Origin of the sequence: Azospirillum doebereinerae (genome assembly GCF_003989665.1) — a bacterium.
Taxonomy (GTDB): Bacteria; Pseudomonadota; Alphaproteobacteria; order Azospirillales; family Azospirillaceae; genus Azospirillum; species Azospirillum doebereinerae.
Genome location: NZ_RZIJ01000040.1, coordinates 20756 through 35251 on the forward strand (window position 1 = coordinate 20756; position 14496 = coordinate 35251).

The following is a 14496-nucleotide window of genomic DNA, read 5'->3' on the forward strand; positions in this document are numbered from 1 at the left end:
AGGGGATGGACGTTCTCGACCAGCCCGCCGCCGAAGCCACGGTCAAAGCCGCCCTCCAGCCCGCCGTCGTCGTGGACGGCGGCAACCACCGCCCGCTGCTGCTGGACGATCCGGCGCTCGGCTGGCGGCTGGAGGACGGCTACGCCGACGTCTTCCACGTCGAGCGGCGCGACGGCGCCCTGGTCGGCCGCCGCCACCTGTTCCGGCTGGAGGCCGGAGCCCTGCTGTTCGGCACCCCCGCGCAGCCCGGTGCCGCGCTGATCGCGGTCGGCTCGCTCGGCGCCCGGCTGTGCGGCCTGGACCGCCGGGACCTCGCGGCGTCCGCCGATTTCCTGCCGCGCGCCGAAAGCTGGATCCTGCGCCTGACCGACGCCGCCACCGGCGGCGCGGCGGTCTGGCCCGACCGCGTCGCCGAACCCGGCGAACGCCGCCTCGGCCCCGGCGAGCGGCTGCACGCCGACCCGCGCCGCCCGTTGTGGCTGCGCGTGGAGGAGGGGGCGGCGGCGTGGCTCGACGGCCCCATGGTCGCGGCGGGCGGCCCGCCGCTGCCGCTGGCCGACCGCGCCTGGATCGCCGCCGCAGAGACCGGGGACGCCGCCCTGTCCCTGACCGAGGCGTGGCCCGACGACGCCGAACTGTGGCCGGCGCTCGACGCGTTCCACGGGCTGGTGCTCGACCGCATCGCCGCCCGCGTCGCCGGGCAGGCGGACCACGAGGCGCGGCGCGTCCGCGACAGCCGCCGATCCTCGCGGGACGCCCTGGCCCGCGCGCTGGGCGGCATGACCGGGCTGGTCGAGGGGGCGTCACCTGACGCCCCTCCCGCCCTCGATTTCGCCGACCCGCTGACGGCGGCCCTGTCGGCGGTGATGGCCCGCCTCGGCGTGGAGGAGAGCCTGCCCCGGCCGGACGCATCGGCCGCAGCCGGTACCGGCAACGCCGCCGAACGCCTGACCGCGTCGCTCGCCGCCGTCCGGCTGCGCACCCGCAAGGTCCTGCTGCGCGACGGCTGGTGGGGCTTGGACGGCGCCGCGATGCTCGGCTGGCTGGGGGAGGAGCGGCAGCCCGTCGCCTTGCTGCCCGACGCCGGTGGCTTCGTCATGCTGAGCGCCGCCGGCCGCGTCCGCGTGACCGCCGACCTCGCCGTCCGGCTGGCGCCGGAGGCGCTGCACGTCTACCGCCCGCTTCCGGCCCGCGCGCTGTCGGCGATGGAGGCTCTGCGCTTTCCCCTGCGCGGCCTGTCCGCCGACGGGCTGCGGCTGGCGCTGTGCGGGCTGGGGGGCGCCCTGTTGGCGCTGCTGGTCCCGGTCGCCACCGGCCTGCTGTTCGACGACGCCATCCCGCGCGCCGACCATGGGGCGTTGGCCTTCCTCGTCGCCGGGCTGGTCGCCGCCGCCGTTGGCGGGGCCGCCTTCGATCTGGTCAAGACGCTGGCCGTGCTGCGGCTGGAAAGCCGGATCGACGGGGTGATGCAGGCCGCCGTGATGGACCGGCTGCTCGCCCTGCCGGTCGGCTTCTTCCGCCGTTTCACGGCGGGCGACCTCGCCGACCGCACGCTGGGGCTTCAGAGCGTGCGCGAGATCCTGGCGGCCAGCACCATGGCCGGGCTGCTGGGGGCGCTGTTCGGGCTGGTCAGCTTGGGGCTGCTGGTCGTCTATGACGGGCGCCTCGCCCTGCTGGCGGCGGGGCTGGCGCTGCTGTCGGCGCTGGTGACCGCCGGGCTGTCCTACGGCCAACTGCGGCACGAGCGCGAACAGGTCCGCCGGCAGGGCCGGCTCGACGGGCTGGTGCTGCAACTGATCGTCGGCATCGGCAAGCTGCGCGTCGCCGGGGCCGAGCCGCGCGCCATGGCGCAATGGGCGCGCGGCTTCACCGCCCAGAAGGCCCGCGCCGTCGCCGCGCAGCGCTACGCCAACGCGCTGGAAAGCTTCCACGCCGTCTTCCCCACTTTGGCCACGGCCGCCGTGTTCCTCGCCGTCGCCCTGCTGATGGAATCCGACGCTAGGGAGCAGGCGTTGCAGGCGCTGGCCGCCACGCCGGGCGCCGCGCCGGGTGCCTTGGGGGGTGCCGAGGCGCCGACGCCCTTCACGACCGGCCGCTTCCTCGCCTTCACCGCCGCCTTCGGGCAGCTGCTGGCGGCGCTGACCGAGATGGCGAACGCCGTGACCAAAAGCCTGAGTGTGCTGCCGCTGCTGGAGCGCGCCCGCCCGATCCTCGCCACCGCCCCCGAGGTTCCCGCCGGCCGCGACGCGCCGGGCGCGCTGGCCGGCGGCGTGTCGCTCAGCCGCGTCGCCTTCCGCTACGCCCCCGACGCGCCGCGCGTGCTGCACGACCTCAGCCTGTCGATCGAGCCGGGCGCCTTCGTCGCCGTCGTCGGCCCATCGGGCAGCGGCAAATCCACCGTGCTGCGCCTGCTGCTCGGCTTCGAGCGGCCCGACCAGGGGGAGGTCTTCTTCGACGGGCGGGCGGCGGAGCGGCTGGACATGGCCGCCGTGCGCCGGCAGATCGGCGTCGTGCTGCAAAACGGCCGGATCACGGCGGGCAGCCTGTTCCAGAACATCGTCGGCACCGCCCCGCTCGGCCTCGACGACGCGTGGCACGCGGCCCGGCTGGTCGGGCTCGACCAGGACATCGAACAGATGCCGATGGGCATGCACACCGTGCTGATGGACGGCGGCGGCACCCTGTCGGGCGGGCAGCGGCAACGGCTGATGATCGCCCGCGCGCTGGTCCACCGCCCGCGCATCCTGCTGCTGGACGAGGCGACGAGCGCGCTCGACAACCGCACCCAGGCGGTGGTGACGGCCTCGCTGGGCAAGCTCAGCGTCACCCGCGTGGTGATCGCCCACCGGCTCAGCACCATCCGCGACGTCGACCGCGTCTTCGTGCTGGAGGGCGGACGGCTGGTCCAGTCCGGCCGCTACGAGGACCTGATGGCGGTGGACGGTCCCTTCAAAACGCTGGCGAACCGGCAACTGCTGTAGGAAACGGGACGGACGAGATCATGCGCAAAGTGCTCTACATCCTGGGCAACCTCAGCGACGAGGACATCGAGTGGATGGCGCGGACCGGGCGCCGGCTGGACGTCGGCGACGGCCATGTCCTGGTCCGCCAGGGCCAGCCCGCCGACTGCCTCTACATCGTGTTGGAGGGCCACGCGAGCGTCGACGTCGCCGGGGTCGGCGTCGTCGCCCGGCTGGGCAGCGGCGAGGTGATCGGCGAGGTGTCCTTCGTCGATTCGGCCCCGCCGTCCGCCACCGTGTCGGCCGACGGGCGCTGCGTCGCGCTGGCGCTGAACCGTCGCGACATCGAGGCGCGGCTGCGCGGCGACGGCGCTTTCGCCGGGCGCTTCTATAAGGCGCTCGCCATCTTCCTGGCCGACCGTCTGCGCGGCACGGTGGACCGCCTGAAACACCGGCCGGGGCAGGCGATGGCCGCCGACCGCATCATGGAGGACGAGCTGGACGAGGGGCTGCTCGATCAGGTGTCGCTGGCCGGGGTGCGCTTCGACCGCATGCTGAGGACGCTGCTGGGCGCCGCGGCCTGACCGCCGGCCTCAGACGACGATCAGTCCCACCGCCGCCGTCAGGCACAGCGCGGCAAGCCCGAGGCACCACCAGCGGCCGCGCGGGCTGGCCAGCGTCGCCGGACGGTCGAGGTCCTCCGGCGTCGCCAGCCGGTCGAGCGCCGCCGGACGGAACAGCCGCCCGGCGGCGGACGCAACGGCGGCAGGCGGAACGGCGGGGGAGGGGGGATCGGACGGTGTCATCGACCAGAACGCTGAAGCAACCGGCACGGTTTTTCAACGCGCGATTTTTCAACGCTTTGGGAGGGACCGGCCGCGTCGCGACGCCCGAAATCCGCCAGGGGGAAACCGCCGAATGCGGTCTGGCGGCGCTGGCCATCCTGCTGGCGCATCATGGGCGCCCGGTGACCCTGGAACAGCTGCGGGCGGAAGCCGGCTCGACCCGTCTCGGCCTCACCGCCCGCACCCTGCTGCACCTGGCGCGGCGCCACGGCATGGAGGCCCGCGCCTTCCGCAAGGAGCCGGAGGAGCTGGCGGCGCTCGGCTTCCCGCTGATCGCGCACAGCCGCTTCATCCATTATCTGGTCGTGGAGGGCGTGACCCGGCGCGACGTGCTGGTCAACGACCCCGCCACCGGGCCGCGCTCCATCCCATGGGAGGAGTTCGCGGAGAATTTCACCGGCATCGCCATCACCCTGCGCCCGGTTGCGCCGACGGTGCCCCGCAGCGGACGCGGCCGGTTCCTCCGCGCGCTTGCCCGGCATCTGGCCCCCCACCACGGCGCTCTCCGCGCCATCTTCGCCATGGCCGCGCTCGCCGCCGCTGCGACGGTCGTCGCGGCGCTGGCGGCGGGGGCGCTGGTGGACGGGCAGCCGGGGGCGGCGCCGGCCCTCCTCGCCGCGCTGGCGGTGCTGCTGGGAACCGGGTGGGCGCGCGACCGGCGGATCGCGACACTGGGCGCGCGGCTGGCGGAGGACACCGCCGGCCTCGTGCTCGCCCGGCTTCTCCATCGCTCCCCCGGATGGTTCGCCCGCCGGTCGGCCGGCCAGATCGCGGCGGCCCCGGTGATCGGCTTCGCGTTCCAGGAGTCGCTCGGCGCCGCGCTGCTGCTGGCCGAAGCGCCGCTGACGCTGGCGCCGCCGGCGGTGGCGGCGCTGGCGATCGACGGAACGGCGGGGCTCGGGCCGGTCGTCACCGCTCTGCTCGGCGTGCTGGCGCTGGTGACGGTCCAGGGCCGGCGGGGCGCCATCGCCGCCCGCCTGGGACCGGAGGTGCCGGCGCCGGTCCTGCCCGACGCCGCCACGCTCCGCGCCCTCGACACCCATCGGATCGGCGGACGCGACGCGGAGCTGTTCGGTCTGCTCGCCGGCCGCCACGCCGTCGGAATCGCCACGACGCAGCAGGCCGCCGCCGCGCACGCCCGGCTCGCCGCGTTCCGCCACGGGCTGGCGGCGGCCGGGTTGGCGCTGGTTCTCGGGCTGGGCCTGCCGGGGATGGCGGACGGTCGCGTGTCGGCCGGCGACGTCGTGGCTCTGGCGGCCCTGTCCATCGCGCTGCATCGCCCGCTCGGCCAACTGCAACGGTGGTTTCCGGAGCTGGAATCCCTGAAATCCGCGTTGCATCGCCTGGACGACACCGAAGCGGGCGCCTTGCCGGGCGACGAACCGGCCGTCCCGCCGCAACGTCCGGCCGGTCGCCTGGAATTGGTCGGCGCCGGTTTCCGCCCCTCGCCCCTGGGGCCTCCCATTCTCGACGGGATCCGCCTGACCGTCGAACCGGGCCAGCAGGTGACCATCGTCGGCCCGTCCGGTTCCGGCAAGTCGGTGTTGGCGAAGCTGTCCTGCGGCCTGCTGGAGTGCGGGCCGGGCCAGATTCTCCTCGACGGCCATCCGGTCGCGGCGATGGCGCGACGGCATCCCGGCGCTGTGGCGCTGGTGGACCGCTCCAGCCCGGTGGGTCCGGGGACGGTGGCCGACACGCTCCGTTTGGGCGATGCGGCCTTGAGCGACGAGGCGTTGCGGAGCGCGCTCGACCTTGTCGGACTGACGGCGGACCTGTCGCCGCGCGGCGGCCTCTCCCTGGTTCTGTCGGCTGGCGGCGCGGAGCTGAGCGGCGGCCAGCGGCGGCGCCTGGCGCTGGCCCGCGCGCTGCTGCGCCGGCCCGCTTTGCTGGTGCTGGACGGGGTGCTGGACGCCCTGGAGCCGGACCTCGACCGGGCGATCCGCAACCGTCTGCGGCGGTTGGGTTGCACGCTGCTGGTGGTCGGCAGCCGTCTTGGGGCGCGGGGCGAAGGCGACCGGCTGATCGACCTCGGCGCTCCGTCTCCCTTCGGAAACCCGCCATGACCGATCCGGACGGGCTCCTGCTGCGCATCGCCGCCGCATGGCCGGGCGAACGCGAGGACGCGGACGCCCTGTTGCGCGCCACCGCGCTGGAACTTGGCGTCCGGTTGCGCCGGGTCCGGCTGCGGCGACAGGCATGGTGGCGTTGCGACCATGGCCCGCTGCTGGCCGTCCGCCGGGACGGCGGCAGGATGCTGGTCCTGTCGCCGGACGGCCGGAGCGGCTACCGGGCGCGGGAAGCGAGCGGCGGGCGCGGCCAGCCGGTCGATGCGGCGCTGGCCGCGACCCTGATGGAGGACGCTTACGCGCCCTATCGGCGTTCCGACCCCGCTTCGACGGAGGACGCCTTCTGGAAACGGCCCACAGGGATGAGGGTCTGGCGGGACATCGTCGCGGAGACGGCCGCCCGTCTCGGCACGGGCCTCGTGGCGGTGCTGCCCAGCATCGCGTTGCTGTCGCTCGACCCGCCTGGAACGACCGGCCAGCCGGCCATCGAGGCGCTCCGGTTCGCCGCGGCGCTGCTTCTCGCCGCCGTTGCCGGCGCGCTGTTCGATCACACAGGCCGCATCGCCGCCGCGCGCCGTGCGGCCGCCACCGACCTCGGGCTGCACGCCGGCTTGTGGGACCGCCTCATCACGCTTTCGGGCCGTGCGCTGCGGGCGGCGCCGGCCGTCTGGGCCGACCGGCTGGTCCACGGAATGGCGGCGATGCGGCAGGAAGCCTCCATGAGGGCGGCCCTTTGCCGGGCCGTTCCGCTGCTGGCCCCGTCCTTGGCTGTGATGGCGGTGGTGATGGCGGCGGCACCGCTCCCGGCGCTGGCCGGAGGCGGGTTGCTGGCGGTCGGAACGGCGGCACGCGTCCTCCTGCTGCGGCGTGCCGACGCGACGCGGCGTGCGATGGAAACCCACTGGTCCGGGAGCCGGGACCGGCTCGACCGGCTCGCCGCGTCGCTGCCTCAACTGCGCCTGCTGGGCACCGCGACCTGGGCGGCGGCGCAGGCCCGCGCCGACGTGGCGGCCCTGTCCGCCACCCGACGCGCAACCGACGCCCGTACCGCCGACGCCGACGCCATCGGCCGTGCCCTGGACCTCGGCGCTCCACTGCTCGTGGGCATCCTGGCCTTGGCGGAAGGCCGGACCGCCCTGGTGGCCGGCGCCGTCGCGCTCGCGGCGTTACCGTTGGCACGCGGTGTCCGTCTGCTGGGCGATGCGTTCGGATCCTTGCCGGCCGAGACCCGTCTGGCACCGCTGCGTCCGCTGCTGAACGGGCCACCGGACGCGGCGCCCGGTGCGCCGAGGCCGGACCGGATCGACGGACTCGCCTTCGACCGCGTCACCTTCACCCACCCCGGCAGCCCGGTCCCGTGCCTGCGCGACGTCAGCCTGACCCTGGCGCGCGGTGAGATCCTGGCCGTCGCCGGACCATCGGGCAGCGGCAAGACCACCTTGTTGACGCTGGCGCTCGGCCTTGCGCGGCCGGATTCCGGAAGGGTTCTGATCGACGGGCGGGATCTTGCGACGCTGGACGGCGACGCCTGCCGGGCTCGCAGCGGCGCGGTGTTCCAGGACGAGGAGATCGGGGTGGCGACCATCCGGTCCGTCATCCTCGGCATGGCGCCGCTGCCGGCCGAACGCGCATGGGAAGCGGCACGGCTCGCACGGCTGGACCGCGACATCGCCGCCCTGCCGATGGGGATGCAGACGCTGGTCGCCGAAGGGTCTTTCCCCGCCGGCCTGGTGCAGCGGTTGCTGATCGCGCGGGCTCTGGCCCGCAAGCCCGAGCTTCTGGTGCTGGACGAGGCGACGACGGCGCTCGACGACGATGTCCAGACCGCGCTTTTCGCCGATCTGCGGCGCCTGGGGATCGCGGTGCTGGTGGCGAGTCACCGGCCGAGCACACTGCATCTCGCCGACCATGTTCTTCTGCTGTCACAGGAGGTGGCCAGAGTGAACCAGAGCGGCTTACGACCGCATTGAGCCGGTCTCATTCTGTGGGCTTCTCTGGGGCGTTGAAAACGGCGATTCCGCGAGGGTTGATCGACCTTCTCGGAGCCGGAGCCGTGACGCCCCGCCGGGCTGGAGCAAAGCCCTTCTGATCCGCACCGTGCCGGAAATGCGCCGCCTGTTTCACCGCCTTCTGCCCTGGGTGCCCCTCCACAGCGGTGCCGTTATCGCTTGGTCACTTTGGCGACGACGCCATCGGCAATGCGCGCGCCGATCCCATTGGAAACGACGAACTCAAACCGATAGTTCCCGGCTGTAATACTAACCGGCCAGCAGATCGGCGTGCTGCTTGTGCCGCTGGATCCAAAGCGCCGCGTAGCTGCAAACCGGGACCACCTTCAGTCCTTCGCTGCGCGCCCGCGTCATGACGCCTTCCATGAGGCGCCCCGCCGCCCCGGTGCCGCGCAGCGACGGCGGGGCCTCCACGTAGGAAATCAGCAGCGTGCCGCCATTGCGGCGGTAATCGGCGAAGACGGTCTGGCCGTCGACGGCCAGCTCGAACCGGCTTTTCACCCGGTTGTCCGAAATCGGCTCGCTCATGGCTCCCCTCGTTCCGTAACGATTTCCGTGACGATGCGTCGGGCCGACTCCACAGCCGCCCCTCTCTCCAACGTAACACGGGCCGAAGCGATTCGGACCGGGGCTACCCCATCCGCAACCCATTCCACCCGCAACCGGCCAGCGCGTCCCGCATGTGCTCCGGCGGTTCGGCGACCGCCGCCACCGCCGGGTATTGCTGCCCGAGCTGGAAAGAGATCGAGCGGGCCAACAGGTGCAGGTTGCCGAAAGGCCGCCGCTCCGGTCCGTAGAAGGGCTCGCCGGTCAGCGGACAGCCGATCAGCGCGCAATGGACGCGGAGCTGGTGGGTGCGCCCGGTGCGCGGCGTCAGCTCCAGCCAGGACCGGCCGCCGCCGGTGCCCAGCACCCGGTATTCGGTGACGGCGGGCTGCCCGGCCGGATCGGGCAGGATGGTCCAGGAGCCAGGAACCTCGCGCTTGAGCAGCGGCAGGTCGATGACCCCCGCCGGTTCGGTCGGAATCCCGTCGGCGACCGCCCAATAGGTCTTCTCCACTTGGGAGCCGGCGAACAGCTGCCCCATCCGCTTCAACGCCCAGGGCGTGCGGCCGAGCACGAGGCAGCCCGCCGTGTCGCGGTCCAGCCGGTGCGCCAGCTTCGGGGGAATCCCCTCGGCGTCGGCCAGGACCGGCAGGTAGAGCTCCAGATTGTCGAGGATCTTGCCGGCCTTGTGGACGGCCAGCCCGGCTGGCTTGTCGATCACGTACAGCCAGGGGTCCTCGTGAAGGATTCGGGCGCGCAGCGCGTCGGGGGGCAGGGTGCCGAAAGTCGTCGTGTCCGGTGTCATGGGCCGCACCATGGCGGGACGCCGCCGTCCAGGCAAGCATCAAGCCGGTCTGGAAAAGTGATCGGGGCGTCATGGTGTCGCGGCGGCGGGCTTCTATGCCGAAGGGCCGGGTCCGAATGCTTGGGAAGACCCGCAATTCAACTGGGAACCCGGCCGTTCGGCCGGGCATAGGGGGGTGGGGGAGGGGAGCTAGCCTTTTGCCCGGCCCCGGAAGGTGTGTTGCGCGGACCCGGAAGCCGTGGCAGAAAGCCAATCGCAATGGCCGCGCTTTCGGCATGGCCGTCGCGCCCGGTATCTTGACGTCTCGCATCAACCACAAGAGAATCCCAATGCGGAAACCCGTGCGCAAGGTGGTGTTCCCCGTCGCCGGTCTCGGCACGCGCTTCCTGCCGGCGACCAAGGCGATCCCGAAGGAAATGCTGCCGCTGGTCGACCGGCCGCTGCTGCAGCACGCCGTCGAGGAGGCGCGCGCCGCCGGCATCGAGGATTTCGTGTTCGTCACCGGCCGCTCCAAGCGCGCCATCGAGGACCATTTCGACGCCGACACCGAGCTGAACCGCACGCTCGAGGAGCGCGGCAAGATCGAGTCCCTCGAAGAGGTCCGCCACAGCGAGATCGCGCCCGGCCGCTGCTTCTACACCCGCCAGCAGGTTCCGCTCGGCCTCGGCCACGCGGTGTGGTGCGCGCGCGCCCTGATCGGCAACGATCCCTTCGCCATCGTGCTGCCCGACGATTTCGTCCAGGGCGAGACCCCCTGCCTGAAGCAGATGGTCGAGGCCTACAACGAGGTCGGCGGCAACATCGTCGCCGTTGTGGACGTGCCGCGCGAAAAGACCAGCAGCTACGGCATCCTGGATGTCGAGAAGGACGACGGCCGTCTGGCCACCGTGCGCGGCCTGGTCGAGAAGCCCAAGCCGGCGGACGCGCCGTCGACCCTGTCGATCATCGGCCGCTACATCCTCCAGCCGGAGATCTTCGATCATCTGGAACGGCAGCAGCGCGGCGCCGGCAACGAGATCCAGCTGACCGACGCCATGGCCAAGCTGATCGGCAACCAGCCCTTCCACGGGCTGCGCTTCGAGGGCACGCGCTTCGACTGCGGCGACAAGGTGGGCTTCATCGAGGCGACCGTCGCCCACGCGCTGAAGCGGCCGGACATGGCCGACAAGGTGCGCGAGATGCTGCGCAAGTATTGCTGACAGACGAGAGACCCCGAGGAGCATGAACCCGCCGCCGTCCCCTGACCGGGATGGCGGCGGGTTCGCCTGTTTCGGGCATGGGGCCGGGGATGTCCGGCGAGACGGAGAGACGAGGGTCACGCGATGCGGATAGCGATGATTGGCACGGGCTATGTCGGCCTGGTGTCGGGCGCCTGTTTTTCGGAGTTCGGCGTTCACGTCACCTGCGTCGACAAGGACGCCGGCAAGATCGAGCGCCTGAAGCGCGGCGAGATTCCGATCTACGAGCCGGGGCTGGACGATCTGGTCGCCCGCAACGTCGCCGCCGGCCGCCTGTCCTTCACGCTGGATCTGAAAGAGGCGATGCAGGGTGTCGACGCCGTGTTCATTGCGGTCGGCACCCCCTCGCGGCGCGGCGACGGCCACGCCGACCTCTCCTACGTCTACGGCGCCGCCGAGGAGATCGCCGCCAGCCTCGACCACTACACCGTGGTCGTCACCAAGTCGACCGTGCCGGTCGGCACCGGGCGGGAGGTGGCCGACATCATCCGCCGCGTTCGTCCAGACGCCGATTTCGACGTGGCCTCCAACCCGGAATTCCTGCGCGAAGGCTCGGCCATCGGCGACTTCATGCGGCCCGACCGCGTCGTCATCGGCGCCACCTCGGACCGCGCGGGCGAGGTGATGCGGCGTCTGTACCGGCCGCTCTACCTGATCGAAACGCCCATCGTCATCACCTCGCTGGAGACGGCGGAGCTGACGAAATACGCGGCCAACACCTTCCTGGCGGCCAAGATCACCTTCATCAACGAGATCGCCGATCTCTGCGAGAAGGTCGGGGCCAACGTCCACGACGTGGCGCGCGGCATCGGGCTGGACGGGCGCATCGGCAAGAAGTTCCTGCACCCCGGCCCCGGCTATGGCGGGTCGTGCTTCCCCAAGGACACGCTGGCGCTGGTCCGCACCGCCCAGCAGGTCGGCAGCCCGCTGCGCATCATCGAGACGGTCGTCGACATCAACGACAAGCGCAAGAAGCAGATGGCGGAGCGCATCATCGCGGCCTGCGGCGGCAGCGTGGCCGGCAAGACGGTGGCCGTGCTGGGCGTCGCCTTCAAGCCGAACACCGACGACATGCGCGACAGCCCCTCGCTCGACATCGTCCCGGCGCTGATCGAGGCCGGCGCGACGGTGCGTGCCTTCGACCCGGCGGCGATGCACGAGGCCGCAAAGCTGCTGCCCGGCGTCGAATGGGCCAAGGACGCCTATGGCACCTTGGAGGGGGCGGACTGCGTCGCCATCTTGACCGAATGGAACGAGTTCCGCGCGCTCGACCTGCGCCGCGTCAAGGCTCTGCTGAAGGCGCCGGTGATGGTCGATCTGCGCAACATCTACAATCCCGACGACATGGCGCAGGCCGGGTTCGTCTACAGCTCCATCGGCCGGCCCCTGGTGCCGGCGAAGAGTGCGACCAGCGGTACGGTTTGAGACGGCGTCCAACGGAGGAAGAAGAAGACCATGAGCGAAGCCCACATTTTCCACCCCACCGTGCTGCGCGAATACGACATCCGCGGCATCGTCGGCAAAACGCTCAACCCCGCCGACGCCCGCGCGGTGGGCCGGTCCTTCGGCAGCGTGGTGGTGCGCGGCGGCGGCAAGACGGTCTGCGTCGGTTATGACGGCCGCCTGTCCTCGCCGGATCTGGAGGAGGCGCTGGTCGAGGGGCTGGTCTCCACCGGCCTGCATGTCCTGCGCATCGGGCTCGGGCCCACGCCGATGCTGTATTTCGCCACCCGCGACCGCGAGGCGGCGGCCGGCATCATGATCACCGGCTCGCACAACCCGCCCGACTACAACGGCATCAAGATGATGCTGGGCAAGGGGCCGGTCTACGGCCAGCAGATCCTCGACCTCGGCACCCTGGCGGCCGCCGCCGACTGGGAGACGGGCGAGGGCTCGTCGGAAAAGATCGACGTCCAGGACGAGTACGTCGCCCGCCTGGTCAAGGACTATGACGGCACCCGCGACCTGACCATTGCCTGGGACAACGGCAACGGCGCGTCCGGCGAGATCCTGCGCCGCCTGACCGCCAAGCTGCCGGGCAAGCACGTCCTGCTGTTCGACGAGATCGACGGGAACTTCCCCAACCACCACCCCGACCCGACCATCGAGGCCAACCTCGTCGACCTGAAGAAGGCGGTGGCGGAGCACGGCTGCGACCTCGGCATCGGCTTCGACGGCGACGGCGACCGCATCGGCGCCATCGATCACAAGGGCCGCGTGGTGTGGGGCGACCAGCTGGTCGCGCTCTACGCCGCCGACGTGCTGAAGAGCCATCCGGGCGCCACCATCATCGCCGACGTCAAGGCCAGCCAGGCCCTGTTCGACGAGATCGCCAAGCATGGCGGCAAGCCGCTGATGTGGAAGACCGGCCACTCGCTGCTCAAGGCCAAGATGGCGGAGACCGGCTCGCCGCTGGCCGGCGAGATGTCGGGCCACATCTTCTTCGCCGACAAGTGGTACGGCTTCGACGACGCGCTCTACTGCGGCGTTCGTCTGGCCGGGCTGGTCAGCAAGCTCGGCACGACGCTGGCGACCTTGCGCGACGGCCTGCCCGACATGGTCAACACGCCCGAGACCCGTTTCCAGATCGACGAGGAGCGCAAGTTCGCCGTCGTGGAGGAGGTCAAGGCGCGGGTGAAGGCGTCGGGCGCCAACGTCAACGTCAACGACATCGACGGCGTGCGGGTGACGACCGAGGACGGCTGGTGGCTGCTCCGCGCGTCGAACACCCAGGACGTGCTGGTGGCGCGCGCCGAGGCCTTCAGCACGGAAGGGCTGGAGCGCCTGAAGAACACGCTGATCGAGCAGTTGAAGGCGTCGGGCCTGGGCGCCCCGTCCTTCGAGGGCGGCGGTTCGCACTGATCCTACAGTCTTGGCGCCCCCTTTCCCGCAACGGGAAGGGGGGCCAAGCTGCGGAGCGACGGTTCGGCATGCGTTTCAGCGCACGCCGCGTGGCTTCAGGTTTTCCTTGGCGATTTCATCGAACACCGCTCCCCGCGTCGGGGACGGGCTATTGTCGCCGTAACGTTCGATCCGCGCGGTCGCGCCCACGTTCTTCATGATCTCGCCGGCGATGTAGCTCCGGCGCTGCTCCGAGGTCATTCCCCCGGTCCGTTTGTCCATGGTCGACCAGTCGAGCTTTGAATTCAGCGAGTTCGTGAAACTGGTTTGTCCGTCCCGCCAGATCGTGGCGACCACTTGGCCGTTCTCGCGGACGATCGTATGGGCTTGGACGGCACGGCTTTGGGCGAGACCGGCGGCGTCGGGAGCGTCCATGATGCCGGCCAGGACGCGCTTCATATCCTCGGTAAACGCCGAGTTTCCTGTTTCCTTGAGGGATCTGACGCTGGCGGGGCTGGGACGCTGGACGGAACCACCCTCCAAGGCGTAGCGGTTGACCGGAAGGGAGGGGGAGGTGGTGGGAATGCTGGTCATAGAGAATTCCTTCTGTTGATTTGGCAACCCAGGATAAGCAAATCGGATGCCGGATTCGGTATATGCTCGCTAGGGGTGCGCAGTGATCTGGTTTGCATTTTTCCGAATTTTCCGCTCCGGGTCGCACAATTTCGTGGGAAAGCCGTTTATGTTTTGGCTTCTGGCACGCCCCCTCCGTCCCTGCGGTGTTGCCGCCCACGGTCCGACCAGGGATGCCGTGTAGAAATTTCCCAGGCTCCGAGCATTATTTGCCGATGGGAACGAAGGAAACATCTCGTCCTGCCGTTATTACGGGAAAGGATTGCAAAAGAAGCCGCCGCCTTGCTGTCGGCGGTGACGACACCCGTCGCCACCGCCGCGCTGGTCAACGGAGCGAGCGCGGCCTACGCGGCCTCCGAAGCCTCCGAAGCCGCCCACCGCGAGGATCAGCCCAGCGGCGACGAAACGGCCGACCGGCGGGTGAGCCGGAAGATCCCTGGTCATTTCCGGTTCCTCATTCCACGGGTTGCGGGACGGGGGACGGGGGACGGGGGACGGTGGCGGAAGCGGTTGCGCTCCCCGCCCCGCCGCGACATGCCGCCCGCCCGCCCGC

General features: G+C 71.3%; 12 protein-coding genes. 8 read left to right on the top strand and 4 right to left on the bottom strand.

The genetic code is table 11. The annotated features are described in order from the left end of the window. Nucleotides 1–5: 5 nt before the first annotated feature. Nucleotides 6–2981, top strand: a complete 2976-nt coding sequence (locus tag EJ913_RS29020; protein WP_127004540.1) for an NHLP bacteriocin export ABC transporter permease/ATPase subunit — start codon at nt 6–8, stop codon at nt 2979–2981. Between the two features lie 20 nt (nt 2982–3001). Continuing rightward, entirely contained in the window at nt 3002–3544 is a 543-nt protein-coding gene (locus EJ913_RS29025; RefSeq protein WP_127004542.1) for a cyclic nucleotide-binding domain-containing protein, read from the top strand. A 9-nt stretch (nt 3545–3553) separates the two neighbouring features. On the opposite strand, the gene EJ913_RS29030 is transcribed toward EJ913_RS29025, so the two are convergent. Then, on the bottom strand, nt 3554–3766 hold the full coding sequence (locus tag EJ913_RS29030; protein WP_127004544.1) for a hypothetical protein: 213 nt from the start codon (nt 3764–3766) through the stop codon (nt 3554–3556). Between the two features lie 56 nt (nt 3767–3822). On the opposite strand from EJ913_RS29030, the gene EJ913_RS29035 reads away from it, so the two are divergent. Both EJ913_RS29035 and EJ913_RS29040 read left to right on the top strand, forming a co-directional pair. After that, the gene (locus EJ913_RS29035; RefSeq protein ID WP_127004546.1) at nt 3823–5868 is read left to right on the top strand and encodes a cysteine peptidase family C39 domain-containing protein; all 2046 of its coding nucleotides are present in this window, start codon (nt 3823–3825) and stop codon (nt 5866–5868) included. Then, the gene (locus EJ913_RS29040; RefSeq protein WP_127004548.1) at nt 5865–7841 is read left to right on the top strand and encodes an ATP-binding cassette domain-containing protein; all 1977 of its coding nucleotides are present in this window, start codon (nt 5865–5867) and stop codon (nt 7839–7841) included. Before EJ913_RS29035 ends, EJ913_RS29040 begins: the two co-directional genes overlap by 4 nt. Nucleotides 7842–8129: 288 nt before the next feature. Here EJ913_RS29040 and EJ913_RS29045 read toward each other — a convergent pair whose 3' ends face one another. Further along, on the bottom strand, nt 8130–8408 hold the full coding sequence (locus EJ913_RS29045) for a GNAT family N-acetyltransferase (RefSeq protein WP_127004550.1): 279 nt from the start codon (nt 8406–8408) through the stop codon (nt 8130–8132). A gap of 103 nt (nt 8409–8511) precedes the next feature. Then, nucleotides 8512–9231, bottom strand: coding sequence for an RluA family pseudouridine synthase (locus EJ913_RS29050; protein WP_127004552.1), 720 nt, complete (start codon nt 9229–9231; stop codon nt 8512–8514). Between the two features lie 329 nt (nt 9232–9560). On the opposite strand from EJ913_RS29050, the gene galU reads away from it, so the two are divergent. The 3 genes from galU to pgmG all read left to right on the top strand — a co-directional run bounded on the left by galU (nt 9561) and on the right by pgmG (nt 13331). Beyond that, on the top strand, nt 9561–10430 hold the full coding sequence (gene galU / locus EJ913_RS29055; protein ID WP_185909993.1) for a UTP--glucose-1-phosphate uridylyltransferase GalU: 870 nt from the start codon (nt 9561–9563) through the stop codon (nt 10428–10430). A gap of 123 nt (nt 10431–10553) precedes the next feature. Further along, nucleotides 10554–11894, top strand: coding sequence for a UDP-glucose dehydrogenase family protein (locus tag EJ913_RS29060; RefSeq protein ID WP_127004554.1), 1341 nt, complete (start codon nt 10554–10556; stop codon nt 11892–11894). A 30-nt stretch (nt 11895–11924) separates the two neighbouring features. Further along, the gene (gene pgmG / locus EJ913_RS29065) at nt 11925–13331 is read left to right on the top strand and encodes a phosphoglucomutase/phosphomannomutase PgmG (protein ID WP_127004556.1); all 1407 of its coding nucleotides are present in this window, start codon (nt 11925–11927) and stop codon (nt 13329–13331) included. A 75-nt stretch (nt 13332–13406) separates the two neighbouring features. Here pgmG and EJ913_RS29070 read toward each other — a convergent pair whose 3' ends face one another. After that, on the bottom strand, nt 13407–13904 hold the full coding sequence (locus EJ913_RS29070; RefSeq protein ID WP_127004558.1) for a hypothetical protein: 498 nt from the start codon (nt 13902–13904) through the stop codon (nt 13407–13409). A gap of 321 nt (nt 13905–14225) precedes the next feature. On the opposite strand from EJ913_RS29070, the gene EJ913_RS32225 reads away from it, so the two are divergent. Beyond that, a partial coding sequence (locus EJ913_RS32225; protein WP_211099065.1) for a hypothetical protein occupies nt 14226–14496 on the top strand: 271 nt, incomplete at its 3' end.